Here is a 16,275-nt window from a genome sequence, read left to right as displayed (position 1 = left end):
TTTAGCTGAAATTTTGGCATATTTAGAGGTAAATAGGAGAGGTATCGAAGGTGGCATGAGCCTGCTAGCGAAGCCCAAAACGGTGCTGAAGAAATTTCATATGATGGATGTGGATGGTGATGAAAGTAGAAATCAAGCAATACTGCCTAGAATTACAAGCGCTCGGCTGGTCCCAAGCTGCTCTTGATAAAGTTTTTCTAGCAGAAATGGCGTCATTGCCACATGAATCAGCTCGCCAAGGTCTTTTTGAGGAAGCTTTCATATTTGGCAGTCCCCTCTTTCAGAAGATATGGTCTTTTGAATGCCGAGTCGCTCAGCCTCATCAAGCTGAGAAATTGTTAGAGCTAGCTATGTTCTATATGGACATGCCTGACGAATTGAGCGGGGAAGCAGCAGAAATCACCCACTTGCTCTCACGTATACATCCGGACTTATCGCCGCACGCTCCCCTTTGGCGCCAGTTTTCTCAAACGATTCGGCAGGTTTTTTCTCCAGCAGATTTTATTGCAGACAGTGGCAATCAAAGGTTAAAAGGTCAGTTGCACCAGTTTCGCTACGTCATTTCCAGTCAGCAGGCCCAGTGGGTCAGACAGCATTTTCGCAAGCCGGGGATGACAGATGGCCAGGCTCTCCTAGCCTATTTTCAGGCGCATCCTGACCTAGACTGCCAGCTCTGGGAATCTTCGCGGCTGCACAATAAAGCCTTTGTTAATAAGGGCAAGGTGACCTACCCAGACCAGCAGCCCTATCAGGCCAATATCAAGATTCTCCATCGTTTCCATACCGAGTTTATTCTGGATAGGGAAGGGCGATTTCTTAATCTTTTGGATCCAGAAAGTAGCAGTCAAAATGGACTAGTCAATGGAGCTAGTTTTAATTATGGGAAGAAACCTTCGCTGTTCAATCATAGTTCTCATTATTACTACGATGTCAAAAGTCCAGCCCAGTGGGATCCCCGGTTTCGTAGGCTGGTGATTCGAAATGACGGGCAAGCCTTCAAAGCCCCTCAAAATAATCGAGGCTCGGCTGGTTACCATACGGCTAGAAGTTGCTATGCGATTGAGGGGAAAAGCGCTAAAAGTCAAGTAGATGCCCAAGTAAAATATTTTGAAAAATCATTAGTCAAAAAGTTAAAAGGGCAAGCTTATCTCAAATATTTATGGAATAAAGTGAAAAATAAGTATCTGAGATTATAGAAATGAGGTAGGAAGATGCCAATTAAAATGATCGCTACGGATATGGACGGTACCCTTTTGGATCCGCGAGGAGAGTTGGATTTACCACGCCTGACAGCAGTTCTAGACCAGCTGGAAGAGCGGAACATCAAGTTTGTCATTGCGACGGGCAATGAAATCCAACGAATGCGCTTATTGTTGGGCGATTTGACAGAGCGTATGACCCTGATCGTCGCCAACGGCGCTAGAATCTTTGAAAAGAATGAAATGTTGCTGGGCACTTTCTGGCAACCTGATTTGATTGCGGACACGCTGGCTTATTTTCAGGGACAAGAACGAGAGGTGCATCTGGTGGTTACTTCCACTAAAGGTGGCTTTGTTCAGGACGGCACTGATTTTCCGATGATTAGCAAGATTATGACAGAAGAAATGGCGGTTCATTTCTACAAACGAATGAATTTCGTGCCCAATTTGCAAGATCATCCGTTTGAAGAAGTGTTGAAGATGAGCGTTATGGTAGATGAAGCGCAAGCAGCAGAGATTACGCGGCAGATTAATACAGCATTTGCTGGAAGATTGAGTGCTGTGACCAGTGGCTATGGTGCGATTGACATTATCCAAGAAGGTCTTCACAAGGCTTGGGGACTTCGTCAGCTCATGGATCGGTGGCAAATCAAAAGCAAGGAAATCATGGCTTTTGGCGACAGTGAAAACGACTTGGAAATGCTGGAACTAGCGGATTTCTCCTATGCTATGGAAAATGGGGATGAGAAGATTAAGCGCATTGCCAGTCGCTTGGCACCAGCCAATTCAGAGGCCGGTGTTTTGCAGGTGATTGAGCAATACTTAGAAAAAGGAGTCTAAATGGCAGTTCAATTATTAGAACAGTGGCTTTTAAATGAGCAGGCAAAGATCCAGAAAAATTATCGGGATCTAAATCAGCTTGCGGTAAAAGAGCCAGCGATTATTTTTATCGGGGATTCGATTGTGGAATATTTCCCGCTGCATGAGCTATTGCAAAGCCCTAAAACCTTGGTCAATCGTGGCATTCGTGGCTACAAGACTGATTTGCTTTTAGAAAACTTGGATGCCCATCTCTTTGGGCAGGCTCTGGACAAGGTCTTTCTCCTGATTGGAACCAACGACATTGGTAAGGAGATGCCTCAGACTGAAACGCTGGCCAATCTGGAAGCGGTTATTCAGGAAATTTCCCGCGACTATCCTCTGGCTCAGATCCAGTTGCTGTCCGTCCTGCCTGTGAATGAGCAGGAGCAGTACAAAGGGACAGTTTATATCCGAACGAACAAGAAAATCCAAGCCCTTAATCGTGCCTACCAAGAATTGGCCCAAGCCTACTACCAGGTCAGCTATGTCGATGTGTATTCGTCTTTATTGGATGAAGTGGGGCAGTTAGCAGAAGCCTATACGACAGATGGCCTCCATCTAAGTGTGGCCGGGTATCGCATCCTAGCCCAAGCTCTGCAGGAAACGTTATAGAGATAAAAATAGGGAGTGAAAAAAGCCCAACCAGACAAATCTTCAAAGGAAGATTTGTTTTTTTTAAAACTTTTGGTTGACAAATGTAAATCTTAGGAGTAGAATAACATCATAAGGTTTACAAATGTAGATTTAGAAAGGAGAGGTCATGCAAATTTCCAATGCGGAATGGCGCATCATGAAGATTATCTGGATGGAAGGCAAGCAGACCAGCACGGATTTGATCGCAGTCTTGTCCGAGCGCTTTGACTGGTCGAAGTCGACGATCAAGACTCTCTTGACCCGCTTGGTGGAGAAAGGATGTTTGACTAGAGAAAAATCAGGCAAAGCCTTTGTTTACTCGGCTTTGTTGAAGCAGGACCAGAGTTTAGACTTGGTCGTTGAGGATGTGAAAGACAAGGTTTGCTCCAAAAGGATTGTCCAGGTGCTTGAAAACTTGATTCAGGCGAGTGACTTTACGCTTGCAGATCTTAATCAGCTGCAGCAGGTCCTGGAAGAAAAGAAAGCAGAGGCTGTCGAAACAGTCCCTTGCAATTGTATGTAATAGAAAGAAGGAAATTCCATGTTTGGATTGTTGATTAGTATTGTTTGTTTACTTGTGGTTGCTTTTATTGCTTGGTGGTTCTTTGCAGAGCATGAAAAGGTAAGCGGCCACGCTCGTCAGAAATCAGGTTATCAAGAAATTGAAGTCGAAGTCATGGGGGGCTATTCGCCTGAAACCATTGTCCTGAAAAAGAATGTTCCAGCCCGGATCATCTTTCATCGCAAGGATCCATCTTCATGTCTGGCTCAAGTGATCTTTCCAGATTTTGGCGTTCATGAAGATTTGCCTTTAGGTGAAAAACATGTCATTGAAATTACGCCAGAAAAAGCGGGCGAATATGGGTATTCATGTGGAATGAACATGATGCATGGTCACATGATTGTGGAATAAAGGAGTAGGTATGGTAGAAAAACAAAAAGCAGTTGTGGAAAACGGAGTGCAAAAGATCCGTATTACAGCAGAAAAAGGCTATAGTCCAAAGGAATTTCAACTTCAAAAAGGGATCCCTGCTGAAATCACCTTCCATCGGGTCAATCCTTCCGGCTGTTACAAGGAAATTCTGTTTGAAGATCAGGGGATTTTAGAGCCTTTGGAAGTCGGTGTGGATAAGGTGATATCCTTTACCCCGACAGAAACAGGGGACTTCGAGTTTTCATGTGGAATGAAGATGCAAAAGGGTTCTTACACGGTTGTGGAAAAACGCCGTCGTGTCTTAAGTTTACTGGGTCGCTTTTGGATTACTAGTATCTTTACTCTTCCCTTATTGATCTTGATGATCGGGATGATGGCAGGATTTGTATCCCATCCAGTCAGTCGCTGGGGGACTTTTCTAGCGACAACGCCGATCATGTTGGTAGCAGGAGTTCCTTTTATCAAGAGTGCCTGGGCCTCATTTAAGAAGCACCATTCCAATATGGATACCTTGGTAGCTCTTGGAACCCTGGTAGCCTATGTCTATAGTGTATTTGCCCTTTTTACTGGTCAGCCAGTATACTTTGAGGCTGCGGGTTTTATCATCTTCTTTATCCTCTTAGGGCAAATCTTTGAAGAACGGATGCGTAACAATGCCTCCGAGGCTGTGGAAAAGTTGTTGGATTTGCAGGCAAAAACGGCTCAAGTTCTCCGTGATGGGAACTATGTCGAGGTGGCGGCAGAAGATATCCAAATTGATGACTTGATTCGGGTCCGTCCTGGGGAAAAGATCGCGGTTGATGGGACGATTGTAGAAGGAAGTACGACCATTGATGAGTCGATGGTGACAGGTGAAAGCTTGCCTGTGGAAAAATCAGTTGGTGATGCAGTTATCGGCTCCACTATCAACAGCAATGGGACCATTCTCTTTAAGGCTGAAAAAGTCGGTAGTGAGACCCTCTTATCTCAAATTGTGGACTTTGTCAAAATGGCCCAATCCAGTCGTGCTCCTATTCAAGATTTGACGGATAAGATTTCAGGTATCTTTGTTCCAGTGGTGACGATTTTGGCCATTGCGACTTTCTGGGTTTGGTCCGTGCTTCTGGGCGCGTCGCTTCAAGAGGCCATGCTCTATGCAGTCTCTGTCCTCATTATTGCCTGTCCTTGTGCCCTTGGTTTAGCAACCCCAACAGCCCTGATGGTCGGAACCGGCCGTAGTGCCAAGATGGGGGTTCTGATTAAAAATGGAACAGTTCTTCAAGAAGTGCAAAAGATTCAAACCGTTGTGTTTGATAAGACAGGGACTATTACCATTGGCCAACCACTTGTAACCGATGTTGTAGGAGATGAAGCGCGTGTCTTGACACTGGCTGCTAGTCTTGAAACTTTTTCAGAACATCCACTAGCCCAAGCGGTGTTATCCCAAGCAGAAGAAAAAGGTTTGGTGTTATCCCCTGTGGAAAACTTCCAAGCGATTGAAGGAAAAGGGGTCCAAGGTCAGATCGACCAGCAGTTGGTGACCTTGGGAAATGGCAAACTTCATGACGGGACAGCGATGGATCCGGAGCTTGAAAAACGGATGGTAGAGTTGCAAGAGCAGGCCAAAACAGTGATCAGTTTGTCTGTGGATGGGCAAGTGATTGGCTTGATTGCCATTCAAGATGCTCCGAAGACCAGCTCAAAAGAAGCGATCAAAAAGCTCAAAGAACGGGGCTTGAAAACGGTCATGTTAACGGGGGATAATGAACGGGTGGCCCAAGCTATTGCTAAGCAAGTGGGAATTGACACCGTCATTGCTGATGTCCTTCCTCAAGAAAAAGCTAGTGCCATCCAAAAACTGCAAGAAGCTAGCAAGGTCGCCTTTGTTGGAGATGGGATCAATGATGCTCCAGCTCTCTCGATCGCGGATGTGGGGATCGCTATGGGATCTGGAACGGATATTGCGATTGAGTCCGGTGGCATCGTGCTCACGCAAAATGATTTACTTGGCGTTGTGCGCGCCTTTGACATGAGCCAAAAGACCTTCCGCAGGATCTTACTCAATCTCTTCTGGGCCTCTATCTACAATATCCTTGGGATTCCAATTGCTGCTGGAGTCTTTGTAGGACTGGGATTGACCCTCAATCCAGAACTAGCAGGTCTTGCTATGGCCCTTAGTTCTTTGTCTGTTTTGACTAGCTCGCTGCTTCTCAATGTTGAGAAAATTGATTAAATGAAATAAAAAGTGATACAGAATTTTGTATCGCTTTTTGTTTAATTTCCTACAGCTACAAGTCTTAGAGGTGCATGCAAATTATAATAAAATATCCTATTCTACTATAGTTTGTGAAATTTTCTCAAAAAGAGCATCTGTTATGTAATAGGGATTGAGTATCTCTGAGCAGATTCTTATACATGTGAATCTCTTTGTGATAAATTAATACTGTAATCGTTTTGTAAATCGTTTTCATGAGAAATGTCAGAAAAAACTCATTTTCAAAACGAAACCTGATCGCAAAGATGGAGTAGAAGCGCTATGCTACATTTTTAAAGGATCAATATAGATTTAAAGGAGAGTTAGAATGACTCAAGGGAAAATTACTGCATCTGCAGCAATGCTCAACGTATTGAAGACATGGGGCGTAGATACTATCTACGGTATCCCATCAGGAACACTCAGCTCACTCATGGATGCTTTGGCTGAAGACAAAGATATCCGCTTCTTGCAAGTTCGCCACGAAGAAACAGGTGCTCTTGCTGCGGTGATGCAAGCTAAATTCGGCGGCTCAATCGGGGTTGCAGTTGGTTCAGGTGGTCCAGGTGCGACTCACTTGATTAACGGTGTTTACGATGCAGCTATGGACAACACTCCATTCCTTGCTATCCTTGGATCACGTCCAGTTAACGAACTCAACATGGATGCTTTCCAAGAATTGAACCAAAACCCAATGTACAACGGTATCGCTGTTTACAACAAACGTGTAGCTTACGCTGAGCAATTGCCAAAAGTAATCGACGAAGCTTGCCGTGCTGCAGTTTCTAAAAAAGGTCCAGCTGTTGTTGAAATCCCAGTAAACTTTGGTTTCCAAGAAATCGACGAAAATTCATACTATGGTTCAGGTTCTTACGAGCGTTCATTTATCGCTCCTGCTTTGAACGAAGTTGAAATCGACAAAGCGGTTGAAATCTTGAACAATGCGGAACGCCCTGTGATCTACGCTGGTTACGGTGGTGTCAAAGCTGGTGAAGTGATTACAGAATTGTCACGTAAAATCAAAGCACCAATCATCACAACTGGTAAAAACTTTGAAGCTTTCGAATGGAACTACGAAGGGTTGACAGGTTCTGCTTACCGTGTTGGTTGGAAACCAGCCAACGAAGTGGTCTTTGAAGCAGACACAGTTCTTTTCCTTGGTTCAAACTTCCCGTTTGCTGAAGTTTACGAAGCATTCAAAAACACTGAAAAATTCATCCAAGTGGATATCGACCCTTACAAACTTGGTAAACGTCATGCCCTAGACGCTTCAATCCTTGGTGATGCAGGTCAAGCAGCGAAAGCAATCCTTGACAAAGTGAATCCAGTTGAATCTACTCCATGGTGGCGTGCAAACGTTAAGAATAACCAAAACTGGCGTGATTACATGAACAAACTCGAAGGTAAAACTGAGGGTGAATTGCAATTGTATCAAGTTTACAATGCAATCAACAAACATGCTGATCAAGACGCTATCTATTCAATCGACGTAGGTGACACTACTCAAACATCTACTCGTCACCTTCACATGACACCTAAGAACATGTGGCGTACATCTCCACTCTTTGCGACAATGGGTATTGCCCTTCCTGGTGGTATCGCTGCTAAGAAAGACAATCCAGATCGCCAAGTATGGAACATCATGGGTGACGGTGCATTCAACATGTGCTACCCAGACGTTATCACAAACGTTCAATACGACCTTCCAGTTATCAACGTTGTCTTCTCAAATGGTAAATATGCCTTCATCAAGGACAAATACGAGGACACAAACAAACACTTGTTTGGTTGTGACTTCCCTAATGCTGACTATGCGAAAATCGCTGAAGCTCAAGGAGCTATTGGATTTACAGTTGACCGTATCGAAGACATCGACGCAGTCGTTGCAGAAGCTGTTAAATTGAACAAAGAAGGTAAAACTGTTGTTATCGATGCTCACATCACTCCACATCGTCCACTTCCAGTAGAAGTACTTGAGTTGGATCCAAAACAACACTCAGAAGAAGCTATTAAAGCCTTCAAAGAAAAATACGAAGCTGAAGAGCTTGTACCATTCCGCCTCTTCTTGGAAGAAGAAGGGTTGCAATCACGCGCTATTAAATAATTCCTCTCGTCGAAAATCAAATTTGAAGTTTGTAGATTTCATTCTATGGTTTTCTAAGAGCTGAACTTGAAAAGATCGGAGCAATCCGGTCTTTTTCTTTGTCCTCTTACTTATCACAAGATTGTGATAGTTTACATCTTCATAACAAAGGGATAAAAGGGCTTGATTGTCTTGGACTATCGTTATAAAATATAACCGAAAAATGAAATAGGTATTAAAAATGTCTGAAAAACAAATGAAAATTTTAGGATGGGTTGCAACCTTTATGTCCGTAATGATGTATGTGTCCTATTTTCCACAAATCATGAACAACCTAGCGGGACAAAAAGGGAATTTTATCCAACCGCTCGTCGCAGCAATTAACTGTAGCCTATGGGTCTACTATGGCTTGTTCAAAAAAGAAAGAGATATTCCGCTTGCAGCAGCAAATGCACCTGGTATCGTTTTTGGCCTAGTGACGGCCATCACGGCTTTGATTTAAGAGGAATAATAGAAGACTGGTTTTCGGTCTTCTTTTTTGTTTCAGGAGAGGCTAATTGCCTTTTTCTTAGAAGACGATCTCTTTAAAAAACCGAACCCTGAAAGTTTGTCTGATTAAATAAAATAGTATAATAGTATCAGCATTTCGCAGTTTTTTATAAGAAAAGGTTTACAAAATGAGCTATAATATGAGTAAATAAACCAGCAAATAAGAAAGCGAGTAGAGATATGACTGAAAAACTGACTTTTCCGGATGGTTTCTTGTGGGGCGGAGCGACGGCTGCCAACCAGTGTGAAGGTGCTTATGATGCGGATGGTCGTGGGCTGGCTAATGTAGATGTGGTGCCGATTGGTGAGGACCGTCTGGCCATCATCACGGGTAAGAAAAAGATGTTTGACTTTGAGGAAGGCTATTTCTACCCAGCCAAGGAAGCCATTGACATGTACCATCGCTTTAAGGAGGACATTGCCCTCTTTGGCGAGATGGGCTTTAAGACCTATCGTCTGTCCATTGCTTGGAGCCGGATTTTCCCTAAGGGGGATGAGCTGGAGCCCAATGAAGCTGGCCTGAAATTTTACGAAGAGCTCTTTAAGGAATGCCACAAGTACGGTATTGAGCCTCTGGTGACCATTACTCACTTTGACTGCCCTATGCACTTGATTGAGCAATATGGTGGGTGGCGGAGCCGTAAGATGCTGGAATTTTACGAGCGTCTCTGCCGCACTCTCTTTACCCGCTACAAGGGCTTGGTCAAGTACTGGCTGACCTTCAATGAAATTAACATGATCCTCCATGCACCATTTATGGGGGCGGGGCTCTGCTTTGAAGAAGGTGAAAATGAAGAACAGGTCAAGTACCAAGCAGCCCATCATGAGCTGGTCGCGTCAGCCATTGCCACCAAGCTGGCTCATGAGATTGATCCGGAAAATAAGGTCGGCTGTATGCTGGCGGCGGGTCAAAATTATCCTAACACCTGCCATCCACGCGATGTATGGGCTGGTATGGAGGAAGACAGGAAAAACTATTTCTTCATCGACGTGCAGGCGCGTGGCGAATATCCCAACTATGCCAAGAAAGCTTGGGAGCGCGAGGGTATCACTGTCGAAATGACAGAAGAAGACCTGCAGCTGCTCAAGGAGCATACGGTGGACTTCATTTCCTTCTCTTACTACTCTAGCAGGGTAGCTTCGGGCGACCCTAAGGTCAATGAGCTGACCGAGGGCAATATCTTTGCTTCTCTCAAGAACCCTTATTTGGAAGCTTCTGAGTGGGGCTGGCAGATCGATCCACTGGGCTTGCGCATTACTCTTAATACCATCTGGGATCGCTATCAAAAGCCTATGTTTATCGTGGAAAACGGTCTGGGTGCAGTGGATACTCCAGATGAAAATGGCTATGTGGCTGATGATTATCGGATTGACTATCTGGCGGCCCATGTCAAGGCCATGCGGGAAGCCATCAATGAAGATGGGGTAGTTCTGTGGGGCTACACGACCTGGGGCTGTATCGACCTGGTATCAGCCGGCACTGGTGAGATGAAGAAGCGCTATGGCTTTATCTACGTGGACCGGGACAATGAAGGTAGGGGAACACTCAAGCGCTCCAAGAAGAAATCCTTTGACTGGTACAAGGAAGTCATCGCGACTAACGGAGCGTCCGTGAAATAACATCAAGGAGGCTGGGACAAAAGTCCTAGCCTCTCAATTGTCTTTGGATTGTCGAGCAAGACGCAGTGGTTGAGTGGGCTCTATTACGCTAATTTCATCAGCTTTTACAGCCCTACTCAACTGTGCGGAGGTGGGACGACGAAATCGAATTCTAACGAATTACCGATTTCTGTCCCACTCTCTTTCTTTTGTATCGTTTATATTTGATTGACTTGCTGGCTCATCCTTGCTACACTAGTTTTATCAAGCTATTGGAGAATGAGAATGGCCAATCTTTTACTAATTGAAGACAACAATGATATTCATGAGATTTTGAAAAATCTCTTTACGCAGGAGCATGTCGTGTTTTCAGCTTATTCTGGGACCGAGGGACTGCGGATTTTTTCGGAAGAAGAGATTCATCTAGTCCTGCTGGATATTATGCTGCCGGGAAAAAATGGCGATGAGGTGCTGAGGGAAATTCGCAAGACCAGTCAGGTGCCGGTAGTCATGCTGACCGCTCTAGACGAAAAGAGTCTCGTGAGCCAGTATCTGCTGGACGGGGCCAATGACTACATTGTCAAGCCTTTTAATCTAGACGAAGTGGCGGCGCGTGTCACTGTCCAACTACGAGGTAGTCAGCAGCCCCAGTCTAAACCTGCTGGGGAGACCTCAATCAAAAACATCCGCCTCCTGCCAGATACCTTTGAAATTTCTTCTGGTGACCAGTCCATGCGGCTAGGGAAAAAGGAATTTCAGATTTTCCAGACCTTGCTGGCTCATCCTAAAAAGATTTTTACCAAGGAGGAGCTGTATGAGTCGGTCTGGGAGGAGACCTATCTGCCAGGCGATAATACGCTCAATGCCCATCTCAGCAATCTTCGTAAGAAATTAGCCCAGCTGGATAGTTCGACAGACTATATCGAGACCATTTGGGGTCTGGGTGTGCGGCTCAAGGAGGATTAGCTATGTGGTTGATTTTAGCCTTTGTGCTCATACTCTTCTTGTCAATCATGCTGGTTCGCTATCATCTGACGATTCGTAGTCTGACCAGCCAGATCCGTAACAAACGTCGTACAGGAAGTCAGGTTCGGCTGACTTTGAGAGATCAATCTCCTAGCCTAGTGGCTCTGATTGACGAGGTGGAGCAGCTTTTTCAGGAAATTGATAAGATGTCCTTTGTGACCCAGCAGGAAAAGAAAACCTTGGATATGGCCATCAGCAATATTGCCCACGATATCCGAACACCACTGACCATTGCTAGTGGCTATACGCAACAGCTACTCAAAGATGCTGATAAGGAGCAGATGGACCAGCAACTGCAAAAGATTGCGGATAATCTAAGTATGGTATCCAGACGCTTAGAGGCTCTGATGGAATACCGTCGCTTGATGGAAGGAGCCATTCGACCGAAGTTGCAGCGGGTAGACCTATCCCAGCTGGTCACCCAGCAACTCTTTGCCTACTATGATGCCTTTCAGCGAGCAGGGATTGATTTAGATGTGGATTTGTCTGAAAACCTGCTTCTGGAAACAGACAGTGATATCTTTGATCGAATCGTCCAGAACATGCTCAGCAATGTCCTCAAACATGGTCGAGAAGCGGCCAGCATCAGTCTGAAAAAAGAAGACCAAAAGGTTATTTTTCAGGTCAAAAATAAGGTTCAGAAGCCCATTTTACATCTGGATAAACTGACCAATCGCTTCTATTCTGAAAATCTTTCCAGTAGTGAGGAGTCGTCTGGGCTGGGCCTTTATATCACCCAGCAGCTGGTCGAAATCTTGGGTGGTGATTTGACCATTCAAGCAGAGGACGATTGGTTTGAATTGATTGTGGCCTTATAAAAAAGAATCAGCTAGTCAGAAGATTAGCTGATTCTTTGGTTTTAGAGATCTTTTTTCTTAAAAATGAGGAGGCTGTTGCCTAGGAAGAAGACTGCTATGCCAATTGCTACTAAACTAGCTTGTAAAACAACAGCAGGATCCGTAGCCATCTCTATTCCAAATCGTAAGGTTAAATAGCGGTACAACTCTATATGGGGATAGAGTAAGACTGGAAAGGCAAGCAGGGCGCTTCCGATAAAATAGGTAACAAAGACCGCAGCAATAGAATGGTTGAGATAGAGAACGAAAGACACGATGCCAATCCAAGCGATGGTTATAATGAGTTGGACGAGAATGGTTAGCAAAAATTGGCCAAAGAAACCTGTCGGAGCTGTTCCGATTCCGTTGATAGAGCTAGCGATGATGAAGGATAGCCCTAGCAAGACGATGAATTGGAAGATGGCGACAACAAAGGAGACCAAAGTTTTAGATAGGAAGAACTCCGTCCGTGAAATACCGTGAGCGAGGCTGTTTTTATAAAGCTTGCGGGACAAGTCCACACCTAATAAGAGGCAGACGACAATGAGAGTGAAAAATATAATACTGTCAGAATTTCCAGAGAAATGGGCAAGAGCATTGATACCTGTCATTTTTACTGGTACTTGCTGAGTGATGTTTTGTCCATCCGTTGAGATGGATGTTCCAAATCTGCTGGTAACCTTATAGAGGACGCCGATCAGGATATTGGCTAGTAAAACGAACTCAGTAATCCAAAAGCCCTTGGAGTGGAAGAGACGGTAAAAGTCAGCGCGAATTGTTTGAATCATGATAGACCTCCCTGGTTTTGATCAACTAAATCTGTAAAGAAATTTTCGAGATTTTGTCGTGCATAGTAGATTTCTTGAATGACTAAGTTAGCTGTGACCAACTCTTTTACTATATTGTTGATGTTATGTGAGTGAGTAAAGACATGGATCTCATTGAGAGCGTTGACCACCTTGATGCGGTAGCCTAATTGATCTTGGAGCAGCTGGCTGGCTTCCTCCAAATGGTCCGTTTTCAAGACGATATAATCTTCGCTTTGCTCTTCAAATTCAGCCTTGGAAATTTCCTTGATCATATGACCTTGGTCGATGATGCCAAAGCGCGTGGCAACTAGATAAAGCTCAGATAGGATATGACTGGAAATAACAAAGGTCATGCCCAGCTCTTCATTGAGCTTTTGGACAAGCTGGCGAAATTCCTTGATGCCGACAGGATCTAGTCCGTTGATAGGCTCATCTAAAATCATCAGATCTGGCTTGGATAGGAGGGCGATAGCGATGCCTAAACGTTGCTTCATGCCGAGGGAGAAGTCACGAAATTTCTTCTTGCCAGTGTCCGTCAGGTCTACATAGTTGAGCGTTTCTTGGATGGCCTTATCGGCATTAGGAATCTGGAGCAGTTTGCAGTAGTAGCTGAGATTTTCGTAGGCGGTCAAGTGGTTGTGGGCAACGGGTGTTTCAATGACCGAGCCGACCCGCTTGAGGGCTTGTGTCCATTCGGCCTGATTGCTGGAACCAAAGAGAGACACGGTTCCGTTGTTGGCATGCATCAGCTGGGTCATGATTTTGATCAGAGTGGTTTTACCGGCCCCGTTTTTACCGATGAGACCGTAGATATCTCCTTTTTTGATGGTCAGATTGACATCGCTCAGAGCTTGCTGCTGGCCGAACTTTTTGCTGACCCCTTGTAAAACTAAAATATTTTCCATGGTTTTACTTCTCCTTTTTGATTTATTCTTGGAAATCCTTTCCTCACTACCTAGTATATCGGACACTTATTAAGTATTCATCAAGCATTTCTAAAATATTTCTAAAATCTTGAAATAGCAGGCATACTTCTTGTCTCAGCAGACTGGAACCCATAGAAAAGAGAGTGGGACAGAAATCGGTAATTGGTTAGAATTTGATTTCGTCGTCCCACCTCCGCACAGTTGAGTAGGGCTGTAAAAGCTGATGAAATCAGCCTAGTAGAGCCCACTCAACCACTGCGTCTTGCTCGACAATCCAAAGACAATTGAGAGGCTAGGACTTTTGTCCCAGCCTCAATCATCTATTTCTAATTCATAAAGGCCTCGTAGCGCGTTGCAGGCGTAGATTTTTTCTGCTGATTTTAAGTCGTCTAGGCTGAGAATTTTTTCTGTGACCTGACCTGTTGCCAAGAGATGCTGGCGGTAGATACCGTTTAAGAGACCTAGCTCGACTGGTGGCGTGTAGAGGTGACCATCCAGCTGGAGAACTAGGTTACCGATGGAGCTTTCCAGTAGCTGGCCTTGGGCATTGTAGTAAATCTGCTCCTGCTGGCCTAGGCTTAGGTGTGGCCGATAGCTGGTTTTAAAGTAGGTGAAAGGCTGCTGCAAGTTGGCATTTTGTGGGACGAGAATGGCCCTGCAGAAAGCTTCTGGGAGTGCTTGCAGCTTTTCTAGCTGGCAGGTCACATTTCCAGATTTGGCGATGGAAATCCGCAGGCGGTAGTCCGTACTTGGATCCAGTTCTGCTAAGGTTTGGTTCAACTCTACCTTCAGTTTTTCCTCATCAAATGGATAAGCAAAGTAACGGACAGATTCTCGTAGACGCTTCAGATGTTGGTCTTGGAAGGTCAGGCTGCCTTGCTCAACCTTCCCTGTCGTAACTAGGTCAAACTGCGGATTTTTCCGATAAAGAACAGCCGATTTTTGCTGGGTTTCGATGTACTCGGATTCCCATGTGCTATCCCAAGTGATGCCACCGCCGACACCGTAAATCGCCTTGCCAGCTTCTAGCTGAATGGTGCGAATGGCCACATTGAAAATCCGTCTCTGGTCTGGCAAACAGATACCAACTGTACCGCAGTAGACACCGCGGGCGGCTTTTTCTGTTGCCTTGATGATAGCCATGGTCGAAATCTTTGGAGCACCAGTGATAGAGCCGCATGGAAAGAGGGCATCAAAAATTTCTCCTAGACCAATCTCGGGCTGCAGTTGGCTTTTGATGGTGGAGGTCATTTGCCAGACAGTGGAATACTGCTCGACCTGACACAGCTGCTCGACTCGCTCGCTGCCAATCTCTGAAATGCGGTTCATGTCGTTGCGTAGCAGATCAACGATCATCATATTTTCCGCTCGATTTTTAGGATCCTGACGGAGCCAGTCCGCCTGCTCCAAGTCCGCAGCGACTGTCAGACCGCGATTGGTAGTCCCTTTCATCGGCCGTGTTGTCAGCTCACCTCGGTGCTCCTCGAAAAAGAGCTCAGGACTGATGGACAAGACTGCCTGATGATCGTGCTCTACGTAGGCATTGTAGGCGGCGTTTTGCTCGACGACCAGACGGTTGTAAATAGCCCAGCTGTCCTGTGGATTAAGCTCTGCGCCTAGCTGCACCGTGTAGTTGACCTGATAAGTATCGCCTTGACGGATATGATGGTGAATGGTTCCGATGGCCTTTTCATACTCTTGCTCTGTTGTCAGGCTCTGCCATTGCGCCGGCATTTCTACCTCGTCATAAGCCAATGGGAAAGGGGCTTCATCAGCTCTATCATGAATGGTAAAGTAAATCAGGTACTCGCCCAGCAGAGGGGCTTTATGGACCTGGAGTTTTTCCTCAAAAGCAGGAGCGGCTTCGTAGCTGACATAGCCGACTGCATAAAATCCCTTTTTCTGCCAGTCCTCAACTTCTTGCAGAATCGCTCTGACTTCAGCCAACTCGCGCGTTTTGAGCTCTTTGATGGGCTGGCTGAAAATCAAGCGCCGACCCAGTTCTTTAAAATCAATAACTGTTTTCTTGTGCATGAGTTTATTGTATCATAAGATAATTTGAATGAAAACGGATTTATCGGATGAGACACTCATTCTTTTGTAATAGTTGACAGATTAGAGAGTGGCTCGGTATACTATTTTAAAAAAGAAAGAGTGAGATGCTTATGAAATCAAACAAATTGCTGTGGATAAATGGAATTGTTGGCATTTTAGGAGGCCTTCAGATCATTTACGCTTCTTTAAATAGATGGCACTGGGAAATTATTTATTCGGTTCCCAAACTAGTTGAAAACGCTGGCTGGGGCGATATGGTTGTATTGACCAGCTGGCTGCTTTTGGGACTTTCTATAGTTGGAATGTATCATTATAGCAACGACCCAAGAGTCAATAAGACGAGTCATGAGCTTCTATTCTGCGGATCCGTCATGGGCTTTATCTCTTTTCTATTTACTTTCTCAGGCCTTCTGTCTATCATCTCAGGAATTCTATATCTTCTAGATTTGTCAAAATTTAAGAGCGACGAAAAAGTTGATTGACAAGTGTGGCAGCTGACTTTCTCCTGCTCGAAAGACCTTGAAAATTATGA

15 protein-coding genes are annotated in these 16,275 nt (G+C 44.9%); 12 read left to right on the top strand and 3 right to left on the bottom strand.

Annotated elements, in window-relative coordinates:
• Positions 1-113: 113 nt before the first annotated feature.
• The 11 genes from D8790_RS06380 to D8790_RS06325 all read left to right on the top strand — a co-directional run bounded on the left by D8790_RS06380 (position 114) and on the right by D8790_RS06325 (position 11,935).
• Entirely contained in the window at positions 114-1,196 is a 1,083-nt protein-coding gene (locus D8790_RS06380; protein ID WP_260470275.1) for a DUF3114 domain-containing protein, read from the top strand.
• Positions 1,197-1,211: 15 nt separating this feature from the next.
• Positions 1,212-2,039 (top strand): Cof-type HAD-IIB family hydrolase, encoded by an 828-nt coding sequence (locus tag D8790_RS06375; protein WP_125387997.1) that lies wholly within the window; start codon positions 1,212-1,214, stop codon positions 2,037-2,039.
• On the top strand, positions 2,040-2,672 hold the full coding sequence (locus D8790_RS06370) for an SGNH/GDSL hydrolase family protein (protein ID WP_125387996.1): 633 nt from the start codon (positions 2,040-2,042) through the stop codon (positions 2,670-2,672).
• Positions 2,673-2,820: 148 nt separating this feature from the next.
• The gene (locus D8790_RS06365) at positions 2,821-3,216 is read left to right on the top strand and encodes a CopY/TcrY family copper transport repressor (RefSeq protein WP_045498041.1); all 396 of its coding nucleotides are present in this window, start codon (positions 2,821-2,823) and stop codon (positions 3,214-3,216) included.
• Between the two features lie 18 nt (positions 3,217-3,234).
• A complete protein-coding gene (locus tag D8790_RS06360; protein WP_045498039.1) occupies positions 3,235-3,606 on the top strand; it encodes a cupredoxin domain-containing protein in 372 nt (123 codons plus the stop codon).
• A 10-nt stretch (positions 3,607-3,616) separates the two neighbouring features.
• Positions 3,617-5,839 carry a heavy metal translocating P-type ATPase gene (locus D8790_RS06355; RefSeq protein ID WP_125387995.1) on the top strand — a complete coding sequence of 741 codons (2,223 nt, stop codon included), beginning with the start codon at positions 3,617-3,619 and terminating at the stop codon, positions 5,837-5,839.
• 349 nt (positions 5,840-6,188) lie between these two features.
• Positions 6,189-7,964 (top strand): pyruvate oxidase, encoded by a 1,776-nt coding sequence (gene spxB, locus D8790_RS06350; RefSeq protein WP_048688661.1) that lies wholly within the window; start codon positions 6,189-6,191, stop codon positions 7,962-7,964.
• Between the two features lie 220 nt (positions 7,965-8,184).
• Positions 8,185-8,445, top strand: a complete 261-nt coding sequence (locus D8790_RS06345) for a SemiSWEET family transporter (RefSeq protein WP_001291473.1) — start codon at positions 8,185-8,187, stop codon at positions 8,443-8,445.
• Between the two features lie 227 nt (positions 8,446-8,672).
• Positions 8,673-10,112, top strand: coding sequence for a 6-phospho-beta-glucosidase (locus D8790_RS06340; protein WP_125387994.1), 1,440 nt, complete (start codon positions 8,673-8,675; stop codon positions 10,110-10,112).
• Positions 10,113-10,376: 264 nt separating this feature from the next.
• Positions 10,377-11,057 carry a response regulator transcription factor gene (locus tag D8790_RS06330; RefSeq protein ID WP_125387993.1) on the top strand — a complete coding sequence of 227 codons (681 nt, stop codon included), beginning with the start codon at positions 10,377-10,379 and terminating at the stop codon, positions 11,055-11,057.
• Positions 11,058-11,059: 2 nt separating this feature from the next.
• Positions 11,060-11,935 (top strand): sensor histidine kinase, encoded by an 876-nt coding sequence (locus D8790_RS06325; RefSeq protein WP_125387992.1) that lies wholly within the window; start codon positions 11,060-11,062, stop codon positions 11,933-11,935.
• 41 nt (positions 11,936-11,976) lie between these two features.
• On the opposite strand, the gene D8790_RS06320 is transcribed toward D8790_RS06325, so the two are convergent.
• From D8790_RS06320 to pabB, 3 genes are all read right to left on the bottom strand, one after another.
• Positions 11,977-12,741 carry an ABC-2 transporter permease family protein gene (locus D8790_RS06320; RefSeq protein ID WP_125387991.1) on the bottom strand — a complete coding sequence of 255 codons (765 nt, stop codon included), beginning with the start codon at positions 12,739-12,741 and terminating at the stop codon, positions 11,977-11,979.
• Positions 12,738-13,667, bottom strand: a complete 930-nt coding sequence (locus D8790_RS06315) for an ATP-binding cassette domain-containing protein (protein WP_125387990.1) — start codon at positions 13,665-13,667, stop codon at positions 12,738-12,740. Before D8790_RS06315 ends, D8790_RS06320 begins: the two co-directional genes overlap by 4 nt.
• 333 nt (positions 13,668-14,000) lie before the next feature.
• Positions 14,001-15,722, bottom strand: coding sequence for an aminodeoxychorismate synthase component I (gene pabB / locus D8790_RS06305; RefSeq protein WP_125387989.1), 1,722 nt, complete (start codon positions 15,720-15,722; stop codon positions 14,001-14,003).
• Positions 15,723-15,853: 131 nt separating this feature from the next.
• On the opposite strand from pabB, the gene D8790_RS06300 reads away from it, so the two are divergent.
• Entirely contained in the window at positions 15,854-16,225 is a 372-nt protein-coding gene (locus tag D8790_RS06300) for an insulin activator factor (RefSeq protein WP_185761919.1), read from the top strand.
• The last annotated feature ends 50 nt before the right edge of the window (positions 16,226-16,275 follow it).

This window comes from Streptococcus cristatus (assembly GCF_003943535.1).
Taxonomy (GTDB): domain Bacteria; phylum Bacillota; class Bacilli; order Lactobacillales; family Streptococcaceae; genus Streptococcus; species Streptococcus cristatus_L.
Note: the sequence above shows the minus strand (reverse complement) of the source record. Positions and strands in the feature narration are given on the sequence as shown.

Coding starts and splice junctions, on each gene's coding strand:
- D8790_RS06370 (WP_125387996.1), top strand. CDS start 2,040: ATGGCAGTTCAATTATTAGAACAGTGGCTTTTAAATGAGCAGGCAAAG.
- D8790_RS06325 (WP_125387992.1), top strand. CDS start 11,060: ATGTGGTTGATTTTAGCCTTTGTGCTCATACTCTTCTTGTCAATCATG.
- D8790_RS06375 (WP_125387997.1), top strand. CDS start 1,212: ATGCCAATTAAAATGATCGCTACGGATATGGACGGTACCCTTTTGGAT.
- D8790_RS06355 (WP_125387995.1), top strand. CDS start 3,617: ATGGTAGAAAAACAAAAAGCAGTTGTGGAAAACGGAGTGCAAAAGATC.
- D8790_RS06320 (WP_125387991.1), bottom strand. CDS start 12,741: ATGATTCAAACAATTCGCGCTGACTTTTACCGTCTCTTCCACTCCAAG.
- D8790_RS06330 (WP_125387993.1), top strand. CDS start 10,377: ATGGCCAATCTTTTACTAATTGAAGACAACAATGATATTCATGAGATT.
- D8790_RS06315 (WP_125387990.1), bottom strand. CDS start 13,667: ATGGAAAATATTTTAGTTTTACAAGGGGTCAGCAAAAAGTTCGGCCAG.
- D8790_RS06300 (WP_185761919.1), top strand. CDS start 15,854: ATGAAATCAAACAAATTGCTGTGGATAAATGGAATTGTTGGCATTTTA.
- D8790_RS06345 (WP_001291473.1), top strand. CDS start 8,185: ATGTCTGAAAAACAAATGAAAATTTTAGGATGGGTTGCAACCTTTATG.
- pabB (WP_125387989.1), bottom strand. CDS start 15,722: ATGCACAAGAAAACAGTTATTGATTTTAAAGAACTGGGTCGGCGCTTG.
- D8790_RS06365 (WP_045498041.1), top strand. CDS start 2,821: ATGCAAATTTCCAATGCGGAATGGCGCATCATGAAGATTATCTGGATG.
- D8790_RS06360 (WP_045498039.1), top strand. CDS start 3,235: ATGTTTGGATTGTTGATTAGTATTGTTTGTTTACTTGTGGTTGCTTTT.
- D8790_RS06340 (WP_125387994.1), top strand. CDS start 8,673: ATGACTGAAAAACTGACTTTTCCGGATGGTTTCTTGTGGGGCGGAGCG.
- spxB (WP_048688661.1), top strand. CDS start 6,189: ATGACTCAAGGGAAAATTACTGCATCTGCAGCAATGCTCAACGTATTG.
- D8790_RS06380 (WP_260470275.1), top strand. CDS start 114: ATGGTGATGAAAGTAGAAATCAAGCAATACTGCCTAGAATTACAAGCG.